Genomic DNA, 24195 nt, shown 5'->3' with positions numbered 1-24195 from the left:
GACGGGCCCGCCGATGACGAACCGGCCGGTCGGGTTGACCAGCAGGCTCGACCGCAGGTCGTCGGCGTCGTAGAACTCGGCCGGCAGCACCTGGGTGACGACCTCGTTCCACAGGTCCTCGCGGATCCGGTCGTTGGTGGCCTCCTCGGCGTGCTGGGTGGAGATCAGCACGCGCTCGACACCGACGGGCACGTTGTCGTGGTAGCGGACCGAGACCTGGGTCTTGCCGTCGGGACGCAGGTAGTCCAGCCCGTCGCGGCGGACCTCGGCGAGGCGGCGGGAGAGCCGGTGCGCCAACGCGATCGGCATCGGCATGAGCTCGGGTGTCTCGTCGGTGGCGTAGCCGAACATCATGCCCTGGTCGCCGGCGCCGGCCTTGTCGAGCTCGTCGTCGGAGAGGTTGCCGCGGTGTTCGTGGGCCTGGTCGACGCCCTGGGCGATGTCGGGGGACTGCTTGTCGAGGGCGACGAGCACGGTGCAGGTGTGGCCGTCGAAGCCGTAGCGGCCGTCGTCGTAGCCGATCCTGTTGACGGTGTCGCGCACGATCTGGGTGTAGTCGAGCTGGCCGGGGGTGGTGATCTCGCCGGCGAGGACGACCATGCCCGTCGTGATGAGGGTTTCGCAGGCCACGCGCGAGTACGGGTCGTTGGTGAGCGCGGCGTCGAGCACGGCGTCGGAGATGGCGTCGGCGATCTTGTCCGGGTGGCCCTCCGTCACCGACTCGGAGGTGAACAGGTAGTCGTGCGACTCGTGCTGGGTCATCCTCGGGCTCCTCGGGCGACGGTCTCGGGTGGTTGCTCTGACGGGGTGTGCGCGGGGGTGGCGGCGATGCGCGGGGCGAGCTCGGCGCGCACGGCGGCGGTGCCGGCGACCATGGCCTCCAGCTTGGCCCGCGCGACGGCTCCGGTGACGTTGCGCAGCCCGCAGTCGGGGTTCACGACGAGCCGTTCGGCCGGGACCAGCTCGAGCGCGCTGCGGATGCGGGACGCGATCAGCTCGGGCGTCTCGACCTGCGACGACTTCACGTCGACGACCCCGAGCCCGATGGTGCGGTCCCAGCCGAACTTCTCGATCACGGGCAGGTCCTCGTAGCCCTTGCGCGCGAACTCCAGCACCAGCTGGTCGACGTTCGCGTCCAGCACGGCGGGGAACAGGAAGTCGTAGTGGCCCTCCCACAGCGGGCGGGCGTAGCGGTTGCCGTAGCAGACGTGCAGCCCCCAGGTGACGTCCACGCCGTCGGTGACGACGTTGACGGCCTCGATCGCGGTGCCGACGGCGTCGGGGTAGCCCGCGAGGAACGGTTCGTCGATCTGCAGCAGCTGCGCACCCCGCTCGGCCAGGGCGTGGGCCTCGGCGTTGAGCACCCGCGCGATCGCCAGGACCAGTTCGCGGCGGTCGGTGTAGACGGAGTCGTGGATGCGCCGCGACAGCGAGAACGGGCCGGTGAAGGAGAACTTGACCGGCCCGCAGGTCTGTTCGGAGGTGAAGGCGAAGTCGTCGGCCAGCCCGAGCGGTGACGGGCCGAACCGGTCGGGCAGCGGCGCCGGGACCCGCGCCTCGTAGTAGTCGAAGTAGAACTCCTTGGCCGTGTGCGGGATCTCCACCCCGGGCATGCGGGCGAGGAAGTAGTCGACGTCGTTGTCGCGGCGCAGTTCGCCGTCGGAGACGATGTCGATCCCCGCCAGCTCCTGGTCGCGCAGCGCGGCCTTGATCGCCATCTCGTGCAGGTCGGTGAGCTGGGCGTGGCTCATCCGGTTGCGGTAGTAGTCGGTCTTGAGCCGCTCCATCCACTCCGGGACCGGGTAGGAGCCGACGACGGTCGTCGGCAGCAGCGGCACCCGCCCCATCAGGGCAGCGTTGCGAGGCGCCGACATCAGTCCCTCACCTGGGCGGTCATGGTGACGATGTTGCCACCGGAGCGGTGGGCGAACGGGGCGTAGTGCACGTCGAACCCGTGCCGGCGCCCGACGTGGGCGAGCAGCGGACCGTTGACCCAGTTGACCACGGAGCCGTCGTACTTGCCGGGGCCGCGGAAGTTCGCGCGGTAGGCGGCGACGTCGGTGACGAACAGGTCGTGGCAGATCAGCGTCCCGAAGGGGTGCAGCAGCTGCAGGCTGTCGACGAAGCTCGCGAGTGCGCCGTTGTTGACGTGCATGCGCACGTCGGCACCGGACTCCAGCAGCGGGCGCAGCATCTCCCCGCTCACCGCGGGCTCGCCGTTCGAGGCCGGGGTCAGCTCGTAGAGGTCGAGCCCGGCGAGGGGGACGTAGCGCTCGTCGAGACGCACCGCGCTCCACGCCGCCCGCCAGAACGCGACCGCGGCGTCGGTGTCGGCGACGTGGGTGGGGGCGGCCTCGGCCAGCAGCGCCGGGCCGAGCCGCAGCAGCTTGTGCACCAACGCCGGCAGTTCCTCCGGGGTGGTGTTCGCCTGCTCGGCCAACGCCCGCGCCTCCTCGGCAGGCAGGTACGCGCGCGTCTGCACCTGGTAGGTGCGCCCGCCGAGCTGGGCGACCTCGTCGGTGGGGAGGTTGTCGTAGACGTTGGAGATGTAGACCAGGAAGACCTTCCAGCGCAGGAACCCCAGCGACGTCCGAGGCTTCGTCGCGTCGAGGGCGAACGAGCTGACGTGGGCGAGGTGCTCGGCGACGGTCTCGCGGGCCAGGTCGAGGACGTGCTGGGAGTAGTCGCACATCAGGTAGTGCAGGCGGCGGTAGTAGCCGCGGCCGTGCTCGGCGTCGAGCGCCCGGAACTCGTCGAGGAACACCTTGGCCTGGCTGCCGTTGCCCACACCCAGCTCGACGACGTAGAGCTCCTCGGGCAGGGCACCGGCCTCGGCCAGCGGGTCCCACACCGCGAACAGCTTGCGGATCAGGTCGCGGGCGGCGTCGTGGTTGCGGGCGTCGCTCTCCCCGCCGGGCAACGCCTGCTCGTAGCCGCGGCCCGTCGACTTCTCCCACAGCGCGAGGTCGGCCCAGTAGCGGGCGTTGAACGACCAGATGCAGCTGCGCGAGCCCGCGCCCCAACCCTCCAGCAGCACCCGGCCGTCGGTGCCGCCCGCCGCACGTTCGCGCAGCAGCTCGGCGGTGTGCTCCTTCAGCGGCAGCTTCGCGCTGCGCCGCACGTCGACGGCGACCTCGAGGTCGTCGTCGCGGACACCGGCGGGAACGACGACGGGGTCGTTGCCCGGCAGCCGTTCGGGGCGGGCGAGGATCGGGCGCAGCGCGACGACGTCGCGGAAGTTCTCCTTGTACTGCACCCAGTCGCAGACCAGCCGCACCTTCGACAGGTCCGTCGAGTCCTCCGAGAGGGCCTCCACGACCGGGACCAGCGCCGTCGTGATGTCGATGGGCGTGGTGCCGCGCAGCCGGGAGTGGGGCCGGAAGTCAACCAGCATGTCCGAGTCCCTCCATCGACACTGCAGGTTGCGGGGCGATCCCCGCGCGTTCCAGGATTTCCGGGACGCCCCGCTCGTACCCGAACGCCATGACGTGCACGCCCGCGACGCCCGGGACGGCCGCGACCCGCTGGATCGTCTCGACGCACATGGACACTCCTTCTTCGGCGACCCGGGCGGCGGGAACCCCGCGCAGCCGGCGTTCGGCCTCGTCGGGGACGTGGATACCCGGAACCCCCGAGCGCAGGAACTCGCACACGCGCAGCGACCGGATCGGCCCGACCCCGGCGAGGACCTTGCACTTCTCGGTGACGCCCAGGTCGCGCAACCGGGCCAGCCACGCCGCGAACACCTCGACGTCGAACACGTACTGGGTCTGGACGAACTCCGCGCCCGCCGCGACCTTCTTCGCCAACCGCCGGGCCCGGAACGACCGCGGTGGCGCGAACGGGTTCTCCACGGCCCCGACCAGCCAACCGGGACGCGCCCCGATCTCGCGGCCCGACGCGAGGACACCCTCGTCGCGCATCGTGCGGGCCGTCGCGACGAGCTGGGTGGAGTCGAGGTCGAACACCGGGGCGGCGTCGGGGTGGTCGCCGAAGCGGGGATGGTCGCCCGAGAGCAGCAGCACGTTGGGGATGCCGAGGGCGCCGGCGGAGACCAGGTCGGACTGCAGCGCGATGCGGTTGCGGTCGCGACAGGTCAGCTGCATGACCGGCTCCACCCCGGCCCGCATCGCCAGCACACTGCCCGCGAGGCTCGACATCCGCACGTGGGCGCCCTGGTTGTCGGTGACGTTGGCGGCGTCGACCCAGCCGCGCAGCAGCTCGGCCTTGCGCGTGATCGCGTCGGGGTCGGCGCCGCGGGGCGGCCCGATCTCGGCGGTGACCGCGAACCGCCCCGCCGCGAACGCCGCGCGCAAACTCATCGCACTCCCTCGCCGGGGCTCGGTCGGCGCTGCGCGCGGACGCTGTGTCCATGATTCGCTCGCTGACGCTCGCTCATCGCTTGCCCACGGGCTGCAGCCCCAGCTCCCGGCGCAGCAGCGGAGCCGAGGTCCACAGGTCGTCGTCGCGGCCCTGCCAGTAGTTGACCCACGAGCTCTGCTCGCGCAGCCGCTGGTCGATCGGGCGGTGCAGCAGGTCGAGGTCGGTGCCGTGCCCGGCCGCCTCGGCCCGCTCGATCGCGACGACCCACACGCACGTCAGCTCCGGATACACCTCGCACCCGCCGGTGGGGGACACCCCGCCGCACGGGCCGTTGCGCAGCTGCTTCGGGCACGTCATCGGGCACGTGTAGCCGGTGGCGGGCAGGGCGCACTGCCCGCACATCCGGCAGCCGAACAGCTCCTGCTTGGTCACGCGTTCGGCCGCGGTGAACGCCCGGTAGGCCCGGGGACGGCGCTCCAACCATGCGGCGAGGCGGGCATACAGCGGGTTCGCAGCGAGCCCGGCGTGCAGCGCGTAGCCGAGCCGGGCGCCCAGGCGCGGGCGGAACGGTCGCGGCCGTGCGTCGTTCGTCATCACACCTGCTCCCCGGGAGCGCGCTGAAGAACTCGGGCCTACTACGGCCGGAGTTCTTCAGCACCCTCCTGGCCGGTGACCCCGTCGGACATCGAGCTTCGCAGTCGTCGGCGGGTCGCGTCATCGTGGCAGGCGGCCAACGTCCCCACCGGCTCGTTGTGGTCTGGCACAGTGTCCGTCACGGTGATCATCTTTTCGGTGCGGCGTTCCTTCCTGCGGTACAGCGCCCTTGCGTGCTGCGCCGGTGGAGCAGGTCACAACCGAATCTTGCCGGGTTTGTGTCCGGCGACAACCAGCTGTGTGGTCGTTGTGTCCCGTCACAGCCCGCGGGTACGGTCCGCGCATGGCGGCCCCGGGTTCGACGGCGAGGACGCCGTCGCCCGTGCCGGCCCGCCCCCCGGCGACCGGGCGGCGCTTCGGGGGTGTCGACGAGGCCGCGGTCCTGCGCCGCGTCGTCAGCATGTGCGGGCACCTGTCCGCGCTGGCCTCCCAGAACACCGAGCTGGCCGACGTCGTCGCCCTGCTCGCCGACGGTGCCGCCGCGGGCGTCGTCGTCCTCGACCGCCGCCTCGACGTGCTGGCCCGCGCCGGCGTCGGCGACCGCGACGTCGTGTCCGCGCTGCGTGACCAGGCCGGCGTCACCGGGCTGCGGACGGTGCTGGCCGCGGCGGCGCGCAACCGCCGCGCGCTCACCGTCCCCGGCACCGCCGGCGCCGGGTCGGCGACGATCGTCGCGCCGGTCTCCGTCGGCGAGGACGTGTCCGGGTACCTGGTGACGACGACCCCGTGCCCGTCCGCCGTCTCCTCACCCGGCGCGGGCGAGCTGACCGAGGACATGCGGCTGCTCGTCACCGAGCACGCGGCCATGGTGTGCGGGGTGGTGCTGGGCCGCGAGCTGGTCGTCACCGCCGCCGCGGGCCGGGCGCGTCAGGAGCTGGTCGAGGGCCTGTTGCTGGCCCGCGACCGCGACGACCCCGAGATCGACCGTTGGGCCCAGCACCTGGGTTTCGAACCCGGCCGCGGGTACTGCGCCGTCGCGATCGGCTCGGCGGGGGACCGGGCGCCGGTGGTGTTCGGGACCGTCGAGGCCGCGGCGGCACGGCTGGTGCCCGACGCGATCGTCGCGACCCGCTCCGACGAGGTCGTCGCCCTGGTCCCGGCGCCGCAGGCCGGTGGGTCGCCGGTCGACGCGGCCCGGGTGCTGGCCGCCGGCTGCCTCGCGGCCACCGCGGGCCGGACGGGGATGCGGACCCCGGTCGCGGCGGGCGTCGGCAACCCGTGCAGGAGCGCCGCGGAGATCTCCCGCTCCTACACCGAGGCCCGGCACGCCCTGCTCGCCGGTGAGCGCCTCGGCGGTACCGGCAGCGTCACCGCGTTCGCCGATCTCGGCATCCACCGGCTGCTGCTGCGGGTGCCCGACGTCGCCGACCTGCGCGGGTTCGCCGAGGAGGTCGTCGGCGCGCTGATCGCGGAGGAACGCAACGGCGGCATGGAGTACCTGGCGACGCTCTCGGCGTACTTCGAGCACAACAACTCCCCGCGTCGCGCCGCCGAGAAGCTGCACGTGCACCCCAACACGGTGAGCTACCGGATCCGGCGCATCGAGGAGATCACCGGGTTGTCGCTCGACGTGCGCCGCGACCGGCTGATGGCGGAGGTCGCGGTGGAGATCCTGGACGCACTCGGGGGGCGACGGTGACGGTCAGGGACCTGCTCGCCACGTCCGTGCTGGTCGGCGACGGCGCGATGGGCACGATGCTGCACGCCGCCGGGAACTCCCTCGACCAGGCGCTGCCGGCGCTGACCCTGACCGAGCCCGGGCTCGTCCGCACCATCCACGACAGCTACGTCGGCGCCGGCGTCGACCTGGTGCAGACCAACACCTTCGGCGCGAGCCGGCTGCGGCTGGCCGAGTACGGCGCCGCCGACGACGTCGCCCGCATCAACGCCGAGGCCGCCCGGCTCGCGCTGGAGGCCGCCGCCCGCGCCGACCGGCCGGTGTTCGTCGCCGGCTCGGTCGCGCCCGCGGTGAGCGTGCACCAGCGCCGCCGGGTCGGGGCCGAGGAGCGCCGGGCCGCGGTCCGCGAGCAGGTCGAGGTGCTGGTCGGGGCGGGTGTCGACGTCGTCATGCTGGAGACGTTCGGGCACCTCGACGAGCTCGTCGAGGCCGCCGAGGTCGCGCTGGAGGTCGCGCGGCGCACCGGCGACGTGCCCGTCGTCGCCCAGGCCACGTTCGGCACCGACCACCACACGCTGTCCGGGCACACCCCGCACGAGCTCGTCACCGCCCTGGCCGGGCTGCCGCTCGCCGCGGTCGGAGTCAACTGCACCCTCGGCCCGCAGGGCTGCCTCGCCGTGCTGCGGGAGCTGCGGTCGCACACCGCGCTGCCACTGACGGTGCAGCCCAACGCCGGGCTGCCGCGGCGCGTCGCGCCCGCCCGGTTCGAGTACGACATCGACGCCGAGTACTTCGTCCGCTACACCCGCCAGCTGCTCGATGCCGGGGCCGCGCTCGTCGGCGGCTGCTGCGGCACCACACCCGGCCAGCTCGCGGCCGCGGCCGCCGCCGTCGCCGAGTACCGGGCGCAGCAGCCGGTCACGGTCGTCGAACCGTCGCGGTCACTGCCCGTCCCGCCGGCACGACCGGAGCTGTTCGACGCGGCCGGCCCCCTGATCGGGGTCGAGCTCGCGGCGCCCACGACCGGGGGTGTCGACGAGAGCGTCGCGCTCGCCGCGGAGCTGCGCGAGGCCGGCGTCGGGCTGGTGTGCGTGCCCGCGTCGTCGGGCCCCCGCGCCCAGGTCAACTCCGTCGACCTCGCGCTGCACCTGCACGACCGCCTCGGCGTCACGACGCTCGCCAGCGTCACCACCTGGGACCGCACGATCATGGCGTTGCAGGCCGACCTGCTCGGCGCGCACGCCCTCGGCGTCCGCGGGGTGCTGTGCGAGACCGGCACCCCGCCGCTGGTGGGCGACTATCCGCACGTCGACGGTATCTGGGACGTCGACTCCCTCGGCCTGATCGAGCTGCTCGCCGGGCTCAACGAGGGCACCGACTACCACGGGCTGCGGCTCGGGACGAAGACGTCGTTCGACATCGGCGCGCGCGTCAACCCGGGCAGCCGCGACCCCGGCCGCGCCGCCGCCGGCGCGCTGGACAAGATCGCCGCGGGCGCGCAGTTCCTCATCACCCGGCCCGTCTACGAGCCCGCCGGTCTGGAGCGGGTCGTCGAGGCTGTCGACGGGCGCGTCCCGGTCCTGGTGGCGATCCGTCCGCTCACGGGTTTCGACGAGGCCGACTACCTCGCCCACGAGGTTCCCGACGTGACCATCCCCGACGCGACGCTGGCCGCCCTCGCCGACGCCGGCCCCGACGCCGCGGCCGCCGGTGTCGACCTGGCGCTGGCGCTGGCCGAACAGGTCCGCACCATGACGCGCGGCGTCGTGGTGACGGGCGGCTCCGACGTCGCGGCGACGGTGCAGCGCCTCCGGCGCCTGTGAGTGGCAATAGTCGCTGGAGCGACTATTGCCACTCACGAGGGTCCTGGGCGCTGTCGACCATGTCCGCGGCGATCAGGTGCTTGCGGATCTTGCCCGACGTCGTCGTCGGGAAGCTGTCGACGAACCGCCACACCCGCGGGACCTTGTGCGGCGCAAGGCGTTCCCGCCCCCACGCCACCAACGCGGCCTCGTCGGGGACAGCGCCCTCGCGCAGCCGGACCGCGGCGCCGACCTGCTCGCCCCACAGCTCGTCGGGCACCCCGACGACGGCGACGTCGGCGATGTCGGGATGGCCGAGCAGGACGTCCTCGATCTCGCGGGGGAAGACGTTCTCCCCACCCCGGATGATCATCTCCTTGAGCCTGCCCTCGATCCGGCAGTAGCCGCGCTCGTCCATGCTCGCGAGGTCACCGGTGTGCAGCCAGCCGTCGTCGTCGACGGCCGCGGCCGTCTGCTCCGGGTCACCCACGTAGCCCGTCATGACGTGGTATCCCCGCGTGCACAGCTCGCCGACGACACCCGGCAGGACAGGGGTGCGCCGGTCGACCGGATCCATGATCGCGACGTCGATCGCCGGGAGCGGGCGGCCCAGCGTGGTGGCGCGGTCGTCGGCGGAGTCGGCGTAGGGCGCGGTCATCGTGATGGCGGGGGAGGCCTCGGTCTGGGCGTAGATGATCCCCATCGGCACCCCGAGCGTCGCCTCGACGCGGCGGACCAACGCCGGCGGGACCGTCGCCCCGCCCGAGAGCGCGACCCGGACCGAGGACGTGTCCGTCGTGGCCATCGCCGGGTGGTCGAGGGTGGCGAGCAGCATCGTCGGGACCCCGCCGAAGAGGATGCTGCGCTCCTCCTCGATCAGCCGCAGGTAGAGCGCCGGGTCGAACCAGGGCTGCAACACCTGCGTCGCGCACGTCCCGATCGCCGACAGCGTGGCCAGTACGGACCCGGCGGTGTGGAACATGGGCATGACGTTGACCATCGGGTCGCCGGGCCGGATGCCGAGCAGCTCGCCGTAGGACAGGCAGGCGCTGTTGACCTGGCCGCGGTGATGCAGGACCGCGCCCTTGGGCAGGCCGGTGGTGCCGGAGGTGAACTGGATCTGGGCGGCGTCGCAGGGGGAGACGACGGGCAGTCCCAGCGCAGGGTCGCCGGTGTCGACGAACTCCGCCCAGTCCTCGAACAGCACGGCCCCGCGCAGCGCCGGGAGCTCGGCGCGCAGTCCGGTGACGGTCTCGGCCATCGGGTTGCCGCGGTACTCGCGTACGAGGAAGACCCCGGCCGCCTCGGACCGGCGCAGGACGTGCGCGACCTCGTCGCGACGCAGCGCGGGATCGACGGTGACGAGGGTGAGCCCGGCCGCCGCAGCGCCGGTCTGCAGGAGCAGCCACTCGGGGATGTTGTTGGCCCACACCGCGATCCGTTCGCCCGGCGCGAACCGGCCGAGCAGTGCGCGGGCGGCGCGCTCGGCGTCGGCGAGCAGCTCGGCGTAGGTCCAGCGGCGCCGGGCGTCGCGGTCCGGCACGCCTTCGACGAGCGCGACGGTGTCGGGGGCGAGCATCGCGGCGCGCTGCAGCAGCGCGCCGACGGTCAGCTCGCCGACGCGGTCGGCCCCGGTGCGTGTCCACAGGGAGCGGCCGATGGCCCCGGGGGCGGGCGACTGCGCCGAGAGCGTCATGCCAGCGGTGTAGTGGCAGACGCGGGCGGCCGCCAGGGTCCTCCGACCGGCCACGCGCCGGACGGTCGCCCGGGAACGGGGTCGTGAGTGGCGATAGTCGCTCCCGCGACTATCGCCACTCACAGGCTCAGGCCCGGGCGGCGGTCAGACGCTCGGCCGCGTCGGCCCAGTTGACGACGTTCCACCACGCCTTGACATAGTCGGGCTTCACGTTCTTGTACTGCAGGTAGAACGCGTGCTCCCACATGTCGAGCATGACGATCGGGACCTGCCCGGCCGGCAGCTGCGCCTGCTGGTCGTAGAGCTGGTGGACCAGCAGCCGGGAACCGAGGGTGTCCCAGCCGAGGATCGCCCAGCCGGAGCCCTGGATCGTCGTGGCGGCCGCGGTGAAGTGGGCCTGGAACTTCTCGAACGAGCCGAAGTGCTCGTCGAGGGCCGCGGCGAGGTCGCCGGTGGGCTTGTCGCCGCCCTCGGGGGAGAGGTTCTTCCAGAAGATCGAGTGGTTGACGTGGCCGCCGAGGTTGAACGCGAGCGTCTTCTCCAGGCCGACGATCGCGCCGAAGTCGTTCGCGTCGCGGGCGGCGGCGAGCTTCTCGAGCGTCTGGTTCAGGGCGGTGACGTAGGTGTTGTGGTGCTTGGAGTGGTGCAGCTCCATGATCTCGGGCGCGATGTGCGGGGCGAGCGCGTTGTAGTCGTAGGGCAGGTCGGGGAGCGTGTAGTCGGCCACGGGTCCTCCATCGTCGTTCAGGGCTGTCGCCATCATCTTGCAACAGCATTCTTCTCGCTGTTGGTGTGGCTTGCCCACTGCTGCCGTGGTTACACTGTTGCCAGCCTCTTGCAACAGCTGTCGGAGGTCCGCGTCGGTGATCGTTCTGGCAGCTCGACACCGCGCGGGGCGGCGCCGGTCCCGTCACCGGGACCGGCGCGCCCGTCTCGTTCCCGAACGTCCCATCCGACTCCCCGGCCCCTCACGACACGCCGATCACGTGCGTTCCCGATCGGCACAGCACGTGACAAGGTCACCTGGTCGGCTGACGGGCGAGGGGGCGGATGGTCGAGCAGCTCGTCAAGCGCGCCGACCCGCAACGCGTCGGCGCCACCCGGGCGCGCTCGGCCGCGGTCCCCTACGCCCCCGGGCTCGACGGCCTCCGCGCCATCGCGGTGCTCGGCGTCCTCGCCTACCACCTCGAACTGCCGTGGGCCGGCGGCGGCTTCCTCGGCGTCGAGGTGTTCTTCACCCTCAGCGGCTTCCTCGTCACCCAGCTGCTCGTCGGCGAGCTGCGCGCCCGCGGCCGCGTCGACGCCAAGGCGTTCTTCCTCGCCCGGGCCCGGCGCCTCGTCCCCGCGCTGGTCGCGTGCGTGGTCGCGACGGTCGTCGGCTACCGGCTGCTGCTACCCGGTGACGTCGCCGGCCTGCGCGCCGACGCGCTCGCCTCGCTCGGCTACGTCCAGAACTGGCACCTCGTCATCGCCGACGTCCCCTACGGCGAGGCGTTCGCCCGGCCCTCACCGATGCTGCACATCTGGTCGCTGGGCGTGGAGGGCCAGCTCTACCTGATCTGGCCGCTGCTGTTCGTCGGCGTCCTCGCCATGGTCGCCCGCCGCCGCGCCGCCGCGTTCGCGCTGCTCCTGGCACTCTCGTCGGCCGTCGTCATGGCGCTGCTGTTCGACCCCGACTCCAACATCCGCGTCTACTACGGCACCGACGCCCGCGCCTCGGGCTTCCTCGTCGGCGCCGCGCTCGCGCTCGTCTACGGCCCCGAAGCCTGGTCGCGACGACTGTCAGGGCCGCGCCGCACGATCGTCGACGTCGCCGGGCTCGCCGCGCTCGTCGCCCTGCTGGTCGCGTTCACCGCGGCCTCGGAGTTCGACTCCGACCTCTACACCCACGGCGGCTTCCTGCGCACCGGGCTGCTGACCGCCGTCGTCGTGGTCGCGGCGGCGCGCAGCGGGATCGTCGGCGCCGTGCTCGGGCGCGGACCGCTCATCTGGCTCGGCCGCCGCTCCTACGGCATCTACCTCTACCACTGGCCGATCTTCGTCCTGACCAGGCCGGGCATCGACATCCCCGCCCCGGCGTGGGTCGTCGACACCGGGCGGATCGTCGCGACGCTCCTGGTGGCCGAGTTGTCCTACCGGCTGCTGGAGACACCGATCCGGCGCGGCGCGATCCGCACCATGTTCGCGCGCGCCCGCGCGGGCACCGCCGCAGCCCTGACCTGCGGCATCCTGTGCACGGCACTCACCGCGTGCGGTGTCGTCGCTGTGACGGGAACTCCCGTCGGCGCGCCTGCGCCGTCGTCGGTGGACGCTCAGGACAGCGAACCGCCCGTCGACGCCACCGACCCGGCCCTGGCGCCGACGCCCGGGCCCGAGACCACCGCGCCCACCCCGACCACCACGCCACCGGCCGGTGGGCCGGTCGCCGGGCCCGTGTTCGTCGTCGGCGACTCGATCACCCTCGGCAGCGCCGGTGCGCTGCAGGAGACCCTCGGCCCGCAGACGATCGTCGACGGCAAGGTGGGCAGGCAGTTCAGCACCGCACCCGACCTCGTCGCGAGCTGGGCCGCCCGCAGCGCCGGCCCGGTCGTCGTCGACCTCGGCGCCAACGGCACCATCACCGCCCGCGACGTCGACGCCGTCATCGCCGCCGCCGGCGACCGCCGGGTCGTGCTCGTCGGCATCTCCGTGCCGCGCCGCTGGTCGGACGCCAACAACGTCACCCTGCGCGACGCCGTCGCCCGGCACACCGCGCAGGCCCGGTTCGTCGACTGGGGTGCCTACGTCGCCGAGGACCCGGGCCTGGTCGGGCCGGACTCGGTGCACCCCACCGTCCGTGGCCGCACCGTGCTGGCCACCGCGATCCGCGACGCGCTCACCGGACCCTGACGCCCGCCCACAACCCCGCCGAGTTCGACGTGGCACTGGTCCACGCGCCGCGCGAACCAGTCCTGTGTCGAACTCGGCGGGGAGGGGCCGCCGTCACCAGATGCGGACGCGCTCGCCCGGGGCGGTGTAGAGCGAGTCGGACTCCTGCACGTCGAACGCCTCGTGGAACGCGTCGAGGTTGGTGACGACGGCGTTGCACCGCAGGTCCGGCGGGGAGTGCGGGTCGATCGTCAGCCGTCGGATCGCCTCCGCGTCGCGGGTCACCGCCCGCCACACCTGCGCCCAGCCCAGCAGCACCCGCTGCAGGCCGGTGAACCCGTCGAGCTCCGGGGCCTCCTCGTCGCCCAGGGCGATCCGGTACGCCTTCAGCGCGATCGTCAGCCCGCCGAGGTCGCCGATGTTCTCGCCCACCGTGAGCGCGCCGTTGACCTTGTGGTCGGCCAGCCCGATCGGCGACAGCGCGCTGTACTGGTCGATCAGGGCCTGCGCGCGGCGCTCGAACTCGGTGCGGTCGCTCGCCTCCCACCAGTCGGTCATGTTGCCGTCGCCGTCGTACTTGCTGCCCTGGTCGTCGAAGCCGTGGCCGATCTCGTGGCCGATGACCGCGCCGATCCCGCCGTAGTTCGCGGCGTCGTCGGCGTCGGGGTCGAAGAACGGCGGCTGCAGGATCGCGGCCGGGAAGACGATCTCGTTCATCCGCGGGTGGTAGTAGGCGTTGACGGTCTGCGGCGTCATCAGCCACTCGTTGCGGTCGACCGGCTTGCCCAGCTTCGCGAACTGGAAGTCCGACATCCACTCGCCGGCGCGGCGGACGTTGCCCAGCAGGTCGGTCGGGTCGACCTCCAGGCCCGAGTAGTCCTTCCACTCGTCGGGGTAGCCGATCTTCGGGGTGAACCGGCCCAGCTTCTCCAGCGCCCGCTCCCGCGTCTGCTCGCTCATCCAGTCGAGCGCGGAGATCGACTGCCGGTAGGCCTCGACCAGGTTGGCGACGAGCTCGACCATCCGCTCCTTGGCCGCGGGCGGGAAGTGCCGCTGCACGTAGAGCTGCCCGACCGCCTCACCCAGCGCGCCCTCGACGAGCCCCACGCCACGCTTCCAGCGCTCCCGCAGCTCCGGGGTGCCCGACAGGGTGCGGCCGTAGAAGTCGAAGTCGGCCTCGACCAGCGCCTCGCTCAGGTAGTCGGCGCACGAGGACACCGTGCGGATCGCGAGCCACGCCTTCCACTGCTCCAGCGGGCGGTCGCGCCACATCGCCGCCGCCGCGGTCACGAACGCCGGCTGCCGGACGACGACCTCGTCGAACGCGTCGGCCGGGCCGCCCAGCGCCTCCTGCCAGACGTCCCACTCGAAGCCGGGCGCGTTGGCCGCCAGCGCCGCGCCCGTCATCAGCGTGTAGGTCTTCTCCGCGTCGCGGTTGGTGACGCGATCCCACGACACGGCCGCCAGCGCCGTCTCCAGCTCCATCACGGTGGCGGCCAGGGCCGCGGGCTCCTCCAGACCCGCCAGCTCGGCGAGCCGGTGCAGGTGCGCGACATACTTCTCGCGGATCTCGGCGTAGGAGTCCTCGCGGTAGTACGACTCGTCGGGCAGGCCCAGCCCCGACTGCGACAGGTGCACCAGATAGCGCGACGAGTCCTTCGCGTCGGTGCTGACGAACGCGCCGAACAGCCCGGCCCGGCCCTCCCGCTGCCGACGCCCCAGCACCGCCGCGAGCGCCGTCGTGTCGGCCGCCTCGGCGACCTCGGCGAGCAGCGGGCGCAGCGGCTCGGTACCCAGCTTCTCGATGCGCTCGACGTCCATGAACGACGTGTAGAGGTCGCCCACGCGGCGGGCCTCGGAACCGGGGGCGGCGTCGGTCGCCGCGCACTCCTCGACGATCGCCCGCACGTCGGCCTCGGCGTTGTCGCGCAACGCATGGAACGCGCCGTCCTGCGACCGGTCGGCCGGAATCTCGTGCGTGCGCAGCCACTGCCCGTTGAGGTAACCGAACAGGTCGTCCTGCGGACGGATCCCGGTGTCGACCCAGCGCAGGTCGAGCCCGGACCGCCGTGAGGTCGGGGAGGACGGGGAGGTCGTCATGGCGCCATTCTGCCCCGGCCCCACGACATTCGGCAGCGATCGGCGTTCGCCTACGGTGGACGCATGGTCGAGGCGGAGGCAGGTCCGTCGGCACGTCCAGGGCCGACGGGGCTGCAACGCCCCCTCGCGCTGCTCGTCGCCGGCGCGTTCTTCATGGAGATCCTCGACGGCACCGTCATCGCGCCCGCCGCCCCCCACATCGCCGACGACCTCGGCGTCAGCGCGGTCGACGTCAATGTCGCGATCACCGGCTACCTGCTCACCCTCGCCGTGCTCATCCCGATCAGCGGCTGGCTCGCCGACCGCTTCGGGGCCCGCCGCGTCTTCACCGCCGCACTCGTGATCTTCACCCTCGCCTCGGCCGGCTGCGCGATGGCGCCGAGCCTGCCCGTCCTCACCGCGACGCGGGTGCTCCAAGGCGTCGGCGGGGCGATGATGGTGCCGGTCGGGCGGCTCGCCGTGCTGCGCACGACGCCCAAACGGGACCTGGTGCGCGCCATCGCGTTCCTCACCTGGCCGGCGCTCGTCGCGCCCGTCATCGCGCCCGCCCTCGGCGGGGTACTCGCCAACTACGCGTCGTGGCGCTGGATCTTCATCGTCAACGTGCCGCTCGGCATCGCCGCACTCGTCCTCGCCCTGCGGATCGTCCCCGACGTGCGCGGGCCACGGCGCGCCCTCGACTGGCGTGGCTTCCTGCTCACCGCGGGCGGGGCGGCAGCGCTCGTCGTCGGCCTGGAGAGCGTCGGCGCCGGCCGGTGGGGGAGCGCCGTCACCGGCCTCGTCCTCGCCGCCGTGCTGCTCACCGCGGCCGTGCGGTACCTGCTGCGCGCCCGCCGCCCCCTGCTCGACCTGCGCATGCTCCGCGTCGCGACCTACCGGCTCACCGCGGCGGGCGGCTCGGTCTACCGGATGGTCATCACCGCGATCCCGTTCCTGCTGCCGCTGCTGTTCCAGCTCGGCTTCGGCTGGTCGGCCGCGCAGGCCGGGCTCGTGGTGATCGCCCTGTTCGTCGGCAACGTCGGCATCAAGCCCGCCACGACACCGCTCATGCGCCGCTTCGGGATCCGCACCCTCGTGCTGTTCTCGATCGCCGCGTCAGCGGCGTGCCTGGTGGGCATGGCGTTGCTCACCGACGAGACGCCGCTGCCCGTCGTGCTGGCCCTGCTGCTGGCCAGCGGAATCGTCCGGTCGACCGGGTTCACCGCCTACAACAGCGTGGCCTACGCCGACGTCGAGCCCGACCGCATGACCGGCGCCAACACCCTGATGTCGACGTTGCAGGAGCTGGGTGCGGGCCTCGGCGTCGCGGTGGGCGCCCTGTTCGTGCGGCTCGGCGACCCGATCGGGCAGGTCACCGGCCTGTCCGACGCCCCCGCCACGCCCTACCGCGTCGCGTTCGTGCTACTCGTCCTCGTGCTGCTGGTCCCGGCCGTCGAGGCGCTGCGGCTCTCGCGCACCGCGGGCGACGTCGTGACCGGGCACGTGTCACCCCACTGAGCGGGCGAACGGCACCCCCGGATCGGGCGCCGGGGTGTTGACGGCCAGGTGCACCGTCGGTACGTCGCCCGCGTTCCAGTTGCGGTGCGGCACACCGGCCGGGAACACCACGAGGCTGCCGGCGGGCGCGTCGAACTCCCGGCCGTCGACCTCGATGCTCATCGTGCCCTCCAGCACCCAGAACACCTGGTCGACCTCGTGGGTGTGCAGCCCCGCGGGAGAGCCGCCGCCCCGCGGCGTGCGGATCCAGTCGACGTGACACGTCGACGCGCCCGTCGCCCGCCCGATGAGGTTCTGCGAGAACCGGTCACCCACACCGGTCGCGGCCAGCGCGTCGGCGTCGACGCGGCGCAGGTACGGGTTCTCGGGCATCGGCACTCCTCGCGGTCGCGCCCCCGCACCGGCGCGAGGGCCGCGTCCACCCTCGCACCCCGCGTCGCCCCGCCCGTGTGACGACGGTCTCGGCGTCGCGCCGCAGCGCCCGGTTCAGCGCTGGTTGACCGACTCCTCCGCGGTCTTCAGCCACTCGCGCCACTGGTCGGCCTGCTCCCGGGCCTGCCGGGCCCGCTTCGCGTCGCCCGCCGCCTCGGCCTTCTCGGCCTGCGACTCGAACTGCGCCACCCGGTCGCGGAACTGCGCGACCCGCGCCTCGGCCTCCGGGTCGGTGCGCCGCCACTGCCGATCGACCGCCTCGCGGACCCGTTCCTCGACCGCACGCAGCGCCGACTCCAGCGGGCGGATGTCGTCGCGGGGGACCTTGCCGATCGTCTCCCAGCGCTCCTGGATGTCACGCAGCGCCGCGCGGGCCGAGTCGGCGTCGTCGGTGTCGATCTTCTCGGCCTCCGCGAGCAGCGCGCGCTTCGCCTCGGCGTTCGCACCGAACTCCGCGTCGCGCTCGCTGAACACCTGGGTGCGGCGGGAGAAGAACTGGTCCTGCGCGCCGCGGAACCGCTGCCACAACGCGTCGTCGGCGTCCTTCTGGGCGCGGCCCGCCGCCTTCCACTCCGCCATCAGTTCGCGGTAGCGCGCCGCCGTCGGGCCCCACTCCGTGGACTCGACGAGCTGCTCCGCCTCCGCGGCCAGCTCCTCCTTGCGCGCCTTGGCCGTGGCCCGCTGCCGGTCGAGATCGGCGAAGTGCGAGCCGCGGCGGCGGTTGAACGCCTCACGCGCCCGCGAGTACCGCTTCCACAGCGCCTCGTCGGTACGGCGGTCGATGCCCTTGATCGTGCGCCACTCGTCGAGGATCGCCTTGAACCGGTCGCCCGCCTGCTTCCACTGCGTAGCGTCGGCGGCCAGCGCCTCGGCCTCGGCGGCCAGCGCCTCCTTGCGCGCCACCGCCGCCTCACGCTGCGCCGAGCGGGCCGACCGGGCGGCACCGACGTGTTCCTCGGCCACCGTGACCAGCTGGGCGACGTGCGCCGACAACGACGCCACGTCGCCGACGACGGCCGCCTCCGGCAGCGAGTCGCGCAGCGCCGTCGCGCTGTGCAGGGCCTGCTTCGGGTCGCCCCCACCGGCCGCGAGCCGGTTGGTGAGCAGCTCGGCCTCGGTGCGCAGGTCGTCGAAACGACGGGCGAAGTGCGCCAGGCCCTCCTGCGGCGCACCGGCCTGCCAGGACCCGACCTCGCGCTCACCCGACGACGTCACCAGGAAGACGCGGCCCTCGTCGTCGACCCGGCCCCAGCGGCCGGGATCGGCGCTCGCCTCCGGCACCGCGATCGTCTGTACCGCAGGCACCGCGGCGACCGGCACCGGCTCCGCGGCCGCCGCCTCGGCGGGTGACGCCTCCGCGGCCGGTGCGGCCGGCGGCCGGGGCGGCGGGACCGGACGCGGACGGCCACCCGGCGGCGGGCCGGGCAGCGGCGCGCGGGGCGCGGGCGGCGGACCCGGTACCGGCCGCGGCGGGGCGGCGACGGTGCTGCGGGCGGGCTCGGCCTGCTCCTGCCCGGGCGTCGTCCCGGGCGCCTGCTCGGGTTCGGCTGCCTGCTGCTCGGGCACGGTCTCGGCCGCGGTGGCCTCCGTCTCCGTCCCGTCCCCGCTGTTCGCCTGCTCGTCCGACACCCGTGCCTCCTTCGTCAGGCCCACCCCTGCGGGACGGGCGCTCCGCCGAGGCGGAGCCCGTTGCACATCGCGGAGCCGATCCGTCACGACCGGTCCGTCGCTCGCGATTCAAACAGGTAAGCGCACGTACGGGAACCGTTCGCCCGGGTCGCGCCGCCAGCGGACGCTGCGGGGCGACGAGCCGCCGCGCCCGCGCGGGCCGGTGGCTACGCTCGGTGCCGTGATCTCCGCGGTGGCCGTCCTGCCCCAGCCGCCCCTGCTGGTGCCCGAGCTCGCGGGCGCCGCCGCGGCCGAGACCGCCGACGTGCGCGACGCGGTCCGCGACGCCGCCGCCGGACTGGCCGCGCGGGCCTCGCGATGGATCGCCGTCGGCGCCGACGCCGGGGGCCGGCGCACCGTCGCGCCCGGCGCCGTCGGGACGTTCGTCGGGTTCGGTGTCGACGTCCGGGTCGCGCTGGACACGTCCGCCCGTGTGGAGGCGACGGCGGATCGCGACCTGCCGCTGCCGCTGCTCGTCGCGGGCTGGGCCGCCGCCTCGACCGGCACGGCCGTGGCCATCCGCGGCGAGCTCGTCGCGCCCGACCTGCCGACGGCCGACTGCCTGGCCCTCGGGCGCGCACTCGCCGCCGAGCCCGCTGCCGCGGACGACGCCGTCGGGCTGCTCGTCGTCGGCGACGGCGCCGCCACCCACACCGAGAAGGCCCCCGGCCACCTCGACCCCCGCGCCGCCCCGTTCGACGCCACCGTCGCCGCCGCGCTCGCCACCGCCGACACCGACGCCCTCGCCGCCCTCGACCCCGGACTCGCCGACCAGCTGTGGGTGGCCGGCCGGGCGCCCTGGCAGGTCCTCGCCGGCGCCGCGGCGGGCGGCCGCTGGGACGCCGAACTGCTCTGCTCGGCGGCGCCCTTCGGCGTCGCCTACCACGTCGCGTTCTGGACGCGCCGGTGAGCAGCGCTGCCGCAGGGCCGCCACTGGTCGCCGTGGTCGGGCCGACCGCCACCGGCAAGTCCGACCTCGGCCTCGCGCTGGCCGAGAAGCTCGGCGGCGAGGTCGTCAACGCCGACGCGATGCAGCTCTACCGCGGCATGGACGTCGGCACCGCGAAGCTCACCGTCGCCGACCGCCACGGCGTCCCCCACCACCTGCTCGACGTCCTCGACGTCACCGACACCGCCTCCGTCGCCGCCTACCAGCGCGAGGCCCGCGCGGTGATCGAACGGCTGCGCGCCGACGGCCGCACGCCCGTGCTCGTCGGCGGCTCCGGGCTCTACGTGCAGGCCGTCCTCGACGAGCTCGAGTTCCCCGGCACCGACCCCGCCATCCGCGCGCGCCTGGAGGACGAGCTCGCCGCCGCCGGGCCGGGCGCCCTCCACACGCGCCTCGCAAAGCTCGACCCCGCCGCCGCGGCCGCCGTCCTGCCCAGCAACGGACGGCGCATCGTCCGCGCACTGGAGGTCATCGAGCTCACCGGCCGACCCTTCACCGCGACCATGCCGCGCATCGGCGACCCCCGCTACGACGCCGTGCTCGTCGGGGTTGACCGCGACGTCACCGAGCTCGACGACCGCGTCGCCACCCGCGTCGACCTCATGATGGAGGCCGGGCTCGTCGACGAGACCCGCGCCCTGCTCGACCGCGGTCTGCGCGACGGCCGCACCGCCTCCCGGGCACTCGGCTACCAGCAGGTCGTCGAGGCCCTCGACGGCGACTGCACGATGGCGGAGGCCGCCGAGCGCACCGTCGTCGCCACCCGCCGGTTCGTGCGCCGCCAGCGCTCCTGGTTCCGCCGCGACCACCGCATCCGATGGTTCGACGGCGCTGCCCCCGACCTCACCGCCCAGGTGGTGGCGTCGATACCCTGCGGCCCGTGAGCAGCAGAATCCGGTTCGCGAAGGGCCACGGCACCGAGAACGACTTCGTCGTGCTCCCCGACCCCGACGGCGCGCTCGACCTCACCCCCGCCCGCGTCGCCGCCCTGTGCGACCGCCGCCGCGGCCTCGGCGCCGACGGCGTCCTGCGCGTCGTCCGCTGGGCCGCCGCCGGCCCGGACGCGCCCACCCCCGAGGCGGGCGTCGAATGGTTCATGGACTACCGCAACGGCGACGGCAGCGTCGCCGAGATGTGCGGCAACGGCGTGCGCGTCTTCGCCCGCCACCTCGCCCTCGACGGCCTGCTGCCCACCGGCGCGGGCGAGCACGTCATCGGCACCCGCGGGGGAGTGCGCACCGTCCGCTTCGCCGGCGGCGACGGCGCCGCGGGCGAGGTGTCGGTCGGGATGGGCGTCGCACGCGTCGGCGCCGAGAGCACCGCCACCGTCCGCGGACACGCCTACGCCGGGCTCGCGGTCGACGTCGGCAACCCGCACCTGGCCTGCGTCACCACCGCCGACATCGCCGGGCTCGACCTCGACGTGCCCCCCGGCCACGACCCGGCGCTGTTCCCGCACGGTGTGAACGTCGAGTTCGTGACCCCGCTCGCCCCCGACGGCGACGTGACGATGCGCGTCCACGAGCGCGGCGTGGGGGAGACCCGCTCCTGCGGCACCGGGACCGTCGCCGCGGTCGTCGCCGCGCTGCGCCGGGCCGGCCGCGACTCCGGCGACGTGCGCGTCGGCACCCCCGGCGGGCGGCTGCGCGTCACCGTCGACGCCGACGGCACCACCGTCCTGCACGGGCCCGCCGTCGTCCTCGCCCGCGGCGAGCTCGACCGTGCCTGGTGGGACGGGTTGGACACCGGACCTGTCACCCACAACGGGTGACCCTCGCCCCGTCGCGACGCAATGCGGCGGACACCGTCGTCGCGACGTGGGAGGATGGGTCACACGATGACTGAATCCCGACTCGACATCTCCGCCATGTTCACCCCTCGGACCGACGACCCCCGCCGCGACGCGACGGTGGCCGCCCACACGGGCCGTGAGCCGTCGACGGGCGACATGGAGCTCGAGGAGCGGTCGTCACTGCGGCGGGTCGTGGGCCTGTCCACCGAGCTCACCGACATCACCGAGGTCGAGTACCGGCAGCTGCGCCTCGAACGCGTCGTGCTCGTCGGGGTGTGGACCTCCGGCAGCGCCACGCAGGCCGAGGCCTCGCTCGTCGAACTGGCCCGCCTCGCCGAGACCGCCGGCTCCCAGGTCCTCGACGGCCTCGTGCAGCGCCGCGCCCGCCCCGACCCCGCCACGTTCATCGGCTCCGGCAAGGTCGACGAGCTGCGCAGCGCCGTCCAGGCCGCCGGCGCCGACACCGTGATCGCCGACGGCGAGCTCTCACCCGGCCAGCTCCGCCAGCTGGAGGAGAAGCTCAAGGTCAAGGTGATCGACCGGACCGCCCTGATCCTCGACATCTTCGCCCAGCACGCCCGCTCACGCGACGGCAAGGCGCAGGTCGAGCTGGCCCAGCTGTCCTACCTGCTGCCGCGGCTGCGCGGCTGGGGTGAGGCGCTGTCGCGGCAGGTCGGTGGCCGGGCCGCGGGCGGTGTCGGCATCGGTGGCCGTGGCCCCGGCGAGACCAAGATCGAGCTCGACCGCCGACGCATCCGCCACCGCATGTCCAAGCTGCGCCGCGAGATCGCCGCCATGCGCACCGTCCGCGACACCCAGCGCGGGTCGCGGCGGCGCAACGAGACACCCGGCGTCGCCATCGTCGGCTACACCAACGCGGGCAAGTCCAGCCTGCTCAACGCCCTCACCGACGCCGGTGTGCTCGTCGAGGACGCCCTGTTCGCCACCCTCGACCCGACGACGCGTCGCGCCGAGACCCCCGACGGGCGCACCTACACCCTCACCGACACCGTCGGGTTCGTACGGCACCTGCCCCACCAGCTCGTCGAGGCGTTCCGGTCGACGCTGGAGGAGACCGCGCAGGCCGACCTGCTGGTCCACGTCGTCGACGCCTCCGACCAGCTGCCCGAGGACCAGATCGCCGCCGTGCGCAAGGTCCTCGTCGAGATCGGCGAGGAACAGCAGGGGCGGATGCCGCCGGAGCTGCTCGTCGTCAACAAGGTCGACGCGGCCACCGACCTCCAGCTCGCCCGGCTGCGCCACCTGCTGCCCGACGCCGTGTTCGTCTCCGCCCACCGCGGCGACGGCATCGCCCTGCTCGCCCGGCGCATCGCCGAGCTCCTGCCCAACCCCGAGGTCGAGGTCGACCTGCTCGTGCCCTACACCGAGGGCTCACTCGTCGCCCGGATCCACGAGGAGGGCATCGTCATCGAGGAGGAACACGTGGCCGACGGCACCAGGCTGCGCGCCCGCGTCGGCCCCGAGCTCGCCACGGCCGTCGCGACATTCACGGCGGCACCCCGATGAGCACCCGACGGTGATCCGTCGCGCGGCCACGGTCGTCCTGGTCCTCGGGGCCGCCCTCCTGGGCGGAGCCGGGACGGCCCTCGCCGCCGACCCGCCCCCGGGCGTCCGCACCCACTGCACCGTCGACGACCCACGGCTCGCCGAGCTGTCGGGACTCGTCGTCGACGGCACCGCCGGCGCGCCCACGGTGTGGGCGATGGCCGACGGCGGCCGCCGCACCGCGGCTTACGCCATCGACCCGGCCACCTGCGCCGTCACCGACAGCCGCACCGCCACCACCGACCCCCTGGACCCCGAGGACCTCGCCCGCGGACCCGCCGGCGCGCTGTGGGTGGCCGACATCGGCGACAACACCGCGTCGCGTGCGACCGTCGCCGTCATCACGCTGCCCGCGACCGGTGCCTCCAAGCTCTACCGGCTCAGCTACCCCGACGGTCCGCGCGACGCCGAGGCGATGCTCGTCGGCACCGACGGCGTGCCCGTCATCGTCACCAAGGACGCCGTCGGTCCCGCAGGTGTCTACCGGACCCCCGGGCCGCTCACCGGCACCGGACCGACCGTCATGCAGCGCGTCGGCGACGTCTCCCTGCCCGCCTCCGACACCCCCGGCGGGCCGCTCGGCGGCATCGGGTCCCGCCTCGTCACCGGCGGGTCCGTGAGCCCCGACGGTCGCACCGTCGCCCTGCGCAGCTACACCGACGCCTGGCTCTACCCCGTCGCCGAACCCGGCGACGCCGGCGCCATCGTCGACGCCCTCAAGGCCGCCCCCACCCGCATCCCGCTGCCCGACGAGCCGCAGGGCGAAGCCGTCGCGCTCGACGCCACCGGTGCGCTGTGGTCGGGGTCGGAGACCCGCAGCGGGACGCCCGGTGCGCTCCGCTCGGTCGACGGCGCGGTCGCCTTCATCGCCGCCGGTGCCGCCGAGGCCCCCGCCGCGCCCGCCGACCCCGCCGAGAAGGACGCCGTCTCCTGGTCGTCCCCGGCGATGATCGGCGCCGTGAGCACCGCTGCGGTGCTGGTCGTCGGCGCGGTCCTGATGGCGCTGCGCTCGTTCTCCCGGTCACGTCGTGAGCTGCGCAAACTCGAGTCCGAACCGCCGCAGCCCGACGACTCGCCGACCGTCACCGCCGACAGCGCGCCGCGCCCCGACGACCGCACGGTCTCCGCGGCCGCCGCCGGCGTGCCCGGGCCCGTCCCGGCTGCGAGCCCCGGGGCCGGTGGCCCGCGGCCCGGGCCTCCGCCACCCCACGGCGCGCGCCCGGGGCGCCC

19 protein-coding genes are annotated in these 24195 nt (G+C 74.0%); 9 read left to right on the top strand and 10 right to left on the bottom strand.

Annotation, left to right across the window (positions count from 1 at the left end; all coding sequences use genetic code 11):
* The 5 genes from metK to PSU4_RS25980 form a co-directional block, all read right to left on the bottom strand.
* Positions 1 to 762 (bottom strand): methionine adenosyltransferase (gene metK, locus PSU4_RS26000; protein ID WP_147113866.1); only part of this gene is annotated, 762 nt, incomplete at its 3' end.
* Complete coding sequence (locus PSU4_RS25995; RefSeq protein WP_147113863.1) at positions 759 to 1874, bottom strand: uroporphyrinogen decarboxylase/cobalamine-independent methonine synthase family protein; 1116 nt, start codon at positions 1872 to 1874, stop codon at positions 759 to 761. The genes PSU4_RS25995 and metK, both read right to left, overlap by 4 nt.
* Positions 1874 to 3394 (bottom strand): hypothetical protein, encoded by a 1521-nt coding sequence (locus tag PSU4_RS25990; protein WP_147113860.1) that lies wholly within the window; start codon positions 3392 to 3394, stop codon positions 1874 to 1876. The genes PSU4_RS25995 and PSU4_RS25990 overlap by 1 nt, the downstream gene beginning before the upstream one ends.
* Positions 3384 to 4322: a methylenetetrahydrofolate reductase gene (locus tag PSU4_RS25985; protein ID WP_147113857.1), complete on the bottom strand. Its 939-nt coding sequence runs from the start codon at positions 4320 to 4322 to the stop codon at positions 3384 to 3386. Before PSU4_RS25985 ends, PSU4_RS25990 begins: the two co-directional genes overlap by 11 nt.
* 73 nt (positions 4323 to 4395) lie before the next feature.
* Positions 4396 to 4917, bottom strand: a complete 522-nt coding sequence (locus PSU4_RS25980) for a methylenetetrahydrofolate reductase C-terminal domain-containing protein (RefSeq protein ID WP_147113854.1) — start codon at positions 4915 to 4917, stop codon at positions 4396 to 4398.
* 343 nt (positions 4918 to 5260) lie between these two features.
* Between PSU4_RS25980 and PSU4_RS25975 the strand changes: the two genes are divergently transcribed.
* Both PSU4_RS25975 and PSU4_RS25970 read left to right on the top strand, forming a co-directional pair.
* The gene (locus PSU4_RS25975; protein ID WP_147113851.1) at positions 5261 to 6616 is read left to right on the top strand and encodes a PucR family transcriptional regulator; all 1356 of its coding nucleotides are present in this window, start codon (positions 5261 to 5263) and stop codon (positions 6614 to 6616) included.
* The gene (locus tag PSU4_RS25970; RefSeq protein ID WP_147113848.1) at positions 6613 to 8418 is read left to right on the top strand and encodes a bifunctional homocysteine S-methyltransferase/methylenetetrahydrofolate reductase; all 1806 of its coding nucleotides are present in this window, start codon (positions 6613 to 6615) and stop codon (positions 8416 to 8418) included. Before PSU4_RS25975 ends, PSU4_RS25970 begins: the two co-directional genes overlap by 4 nt.
* Positions 8419 to 8440: 22 nt before the next feature.
* On the opposite strand, the gene PSU4_RS25965 is transcribed toward PSU4_RS25970, so the two are convergent.
* Positions 8441 to 10147, bottom strand: a complete 1707-nt coding sequence (locus PSU4_RS25965; RefSeq protein ID WP_222596399.1) for an AMP-binding protein — start codon at positions 10145 to 10147, stop codon at positions 8441 to 8443.
* 73 nt (positions 10148 to 10220) lie between these two features.
* Positions 10221 to 10820, bottom strand: coding sequence for a superoxide dismutase (locus PSU4_RS25960; protein WP_147113845.1), 600 nt, complete (start codon positions 10818 to 10820; stop codon positions 10221 to 10223).
* A 323-nt stretch (positions 10821 to 11143) separates the two neighbouring features.
* Here PSU4_RS25960 and PSU4_RS25955 point away from each other — a divergent pair, with 323 nt between their 5' ends.
* A complete protein-coding gene (locus PSU4_RS25955; protein WP_147113842.1) occupies positions 11144 to 12982 on the top strand; it encodes an acyltransferase family protein in 1839 nt (612 codons plus the stop codon).
* A gap of 93 nt (positions 12983 to 13075) precedes the next feature.
* Here the strand turns inward: PSU4_RS25955 and PSU4_RS25950 are convergent, their stop codons facing one another.
* A complete protein-coding gene (locus tag PSU4_RS25950) occupies positions 13076 to 15061 on the bottom strand; it encodes a M13 family metallopeptidase (protein WP_147113839.1) in 1986 nt (661 codons plus the stop codon).
* 63 nt (positions 15062 to 15124) lie between these two features.
* Between PSU4_RS25950 and PSU4_RS25945 the strand changes: the two genes are divergently transcribed.
* Entirely contained in the window at positions 15125 to 16558 is a 1434-nt protein-coding gene (locus PSU4_RS25945; RefSeq protein WP_147113836.1) for an MFS transporter, read from the top strand.
* Here PSU4_RS25945 and PSU4_RS25940 read toward each other — a convergent pair.
* Positions 16547 to 16930: a cupin domain-containing protein gene (locus tag PSU4_RS25940; RefSeq protein ID WP_147113833.1), complete on the bottom strand. Its 384-nt coding sequence runs from the start codon at positions 16928 to 16930 to the stop codon at positions 16547 to 16549. The two genes, PSU4_RS25945 and PSU4_RS25940, sit on opposite strands and share 12 nt — an antisense overlap.
* A gap of 114 nt (positions 16931 to 17044) precedes the next feature.
* Positions 17045 to 18310: a DUF349 domain-containing protein gene (locus PSU4_RS25935; RefSeq protein ID WP_373866102.1), complete on the bottom strand. Its 1266-nt coding sequence runs from the start codon at positions 18308 to 18310 to the stop codon at positions 17045 to 17047.
* A gap of 529 nt (positions 18311 to 18839) precedes the next feature.
* On the opposite strand from PSU4_RS25935, the gene PSU4_RS25930 reads away from it, so the two are divergent.
* The 5 genes from PSU4_RS25930 to PSU4_RS25910 form a co-directional block, all read left to right on the top strand.
* Positions 18840 to 19568, top strand: a complete 729-nt coding sequence (locus PSU4_RS25930) for a class III extradiol ring-cleavage dioxygenase family protein (protein WP_147113830.1) — start codon at positions 18840 to 18842, stop codon at positions 19566 to 19568.
* On the top strand, positions 19565 to 20491 hold the full coding sequence (miaA, locus tag PSU4_RS25925; protein ID WP_186817185.1) for a tRNA (adenosine(37)-N6)-dimethylallyltransferase MiaA: 927 nt from the start codon (positions 19565 to 19567) through the stop codon (positions 20489 to 20491). Before PSU4_RS25930 ends, miaA begins: the two co-directional genes overlap by 4 nt.
* Positions 20488 to 21378 carry a diaminopimelate epimerase gene (dapF, locus tag PSU4_RS25920; RefSeq protein ID WP_246115347.1) on the top strand — a complete coding sequence of 297 codons (891 nt, stop codon included), beginning with the start codon at positions 20488 to 20490 and terminating at the stop codon, positions 21376 to 21378. The genes miaA and dapF overlap by 4 nt, the downstream gene beginning before the upstream one ends.
* A 177-nt stretch (positions 21379 to 21555) precedes the next feature.
* On the top strand, positions 21556 to 22926 hold the full coding sequence (gene hflX / locus PSU4_RS25915) for a GTPase HflX (protein ID WP_186817186.1): 1371 nt from the start codon (positions 21556 to 21558) through the stop codon (positions 22924 to 22926).
* 10 nt (positions 22927 to 22936) lie between these two features.
* A partial coding sequence (locus tag PSU4_RS25910) for a hypothetical protein (protein ID WP_147113824.1) occupies positions 22937 to 24195 on the top strand: 1259 nt, incomplete at its 3' end.

It is taken from the genome of Pseudonocardia sulfidoxydans NBRC 16205, from assembly GCF_007989085.1.
Lineage (GTDB): Bacteria > Actinomycetota > Actinomycetes > Mycobacteriales > Pseudonocardiaceae > Pseudonocardia > Pseudonocardia sulfidoxydans.
Note: the sequence above shows the minus strand (reverse complement) of the source record. Positions and strands in the feature narration are given on the sequence as shown.

Excerpts from the sequence above, each read along its gene's own strand:
- PSU4_RS25990 (WP_147113860.1), bottom strand. The coding sequence starts at position 3,394 with ATGCTGGTTGACTTCCGGCCCCACTCCCGGCTGCGCGGCACCACGCCC.
- PSU4_RS25980 (WP_147113854.1), bottom strand. The coding sequence starts at position 4,917 with ATGACGAACGACGCACGGCCGCGACCGTTCCGCCCGCGCCTGGGCGCC.
- PSU4_RS25995 (WP_147113863.1), bottom strand. The coding sequence starts at position 1,874 with ATGTCGGCGCCTCGCAACGCTGCCCTGATGGGGCGGGTGCCGCTGCTG.
- PSU4_RS25975 (WP_147113851.1), top strand. The coding sequence starts at position 5,261 with ATGGCGGCCCCGGGTTCGACGGCGAGGACGCCGTCGCCCGTGCCGGCC.
- PSU4_RS25985 (WP_147113857.1), bottom strand. The coding sequence starts at position 4,322 with ATGAGTTTGCGCGCGGCGTTCGCGGCGGGGCGGTTCGCGGTCACCGCC.
- PSU4_RS25945 (WP_147113836.1), top strand. The coding sequence starts at position 15,125 with ATGGTCGAGGCGGAGGCAGGTCCGTCGGCACGTCCAGGGCCGACGGGG.
- PSU4_RS25955 (WP_147113842.1), top strand. The coding sequence starts at position 11,144 with ATGGTCGAGCAGCTCGTCAAGCGCGCCGACCCGCAACGCGTCGGCGCC.
- PSU4_RS25950 (WP_147113839.1), bottom strand. The coding sequence starts at position 15,061 with ATGACGACCTCCCCGTCCTCCCCGACCTCACGGCGGTCCGGGCTCGAC.
- hflX (WP_186817186.1), top strand. The coding sequence starts at position 21,556 with ATGGAGCTCGAGGAGCGGTCGTCACTGCGGCGGGTCGTGGGCCTGTCC.
- PSU4_RS25940 (WP_147113833.1), bottom strand. The coding sequence starts at position 16,930 with ATGCCCGAGAACCCGTACCTGCGCCGCGTCGACGCCGACGCGCTGGCC.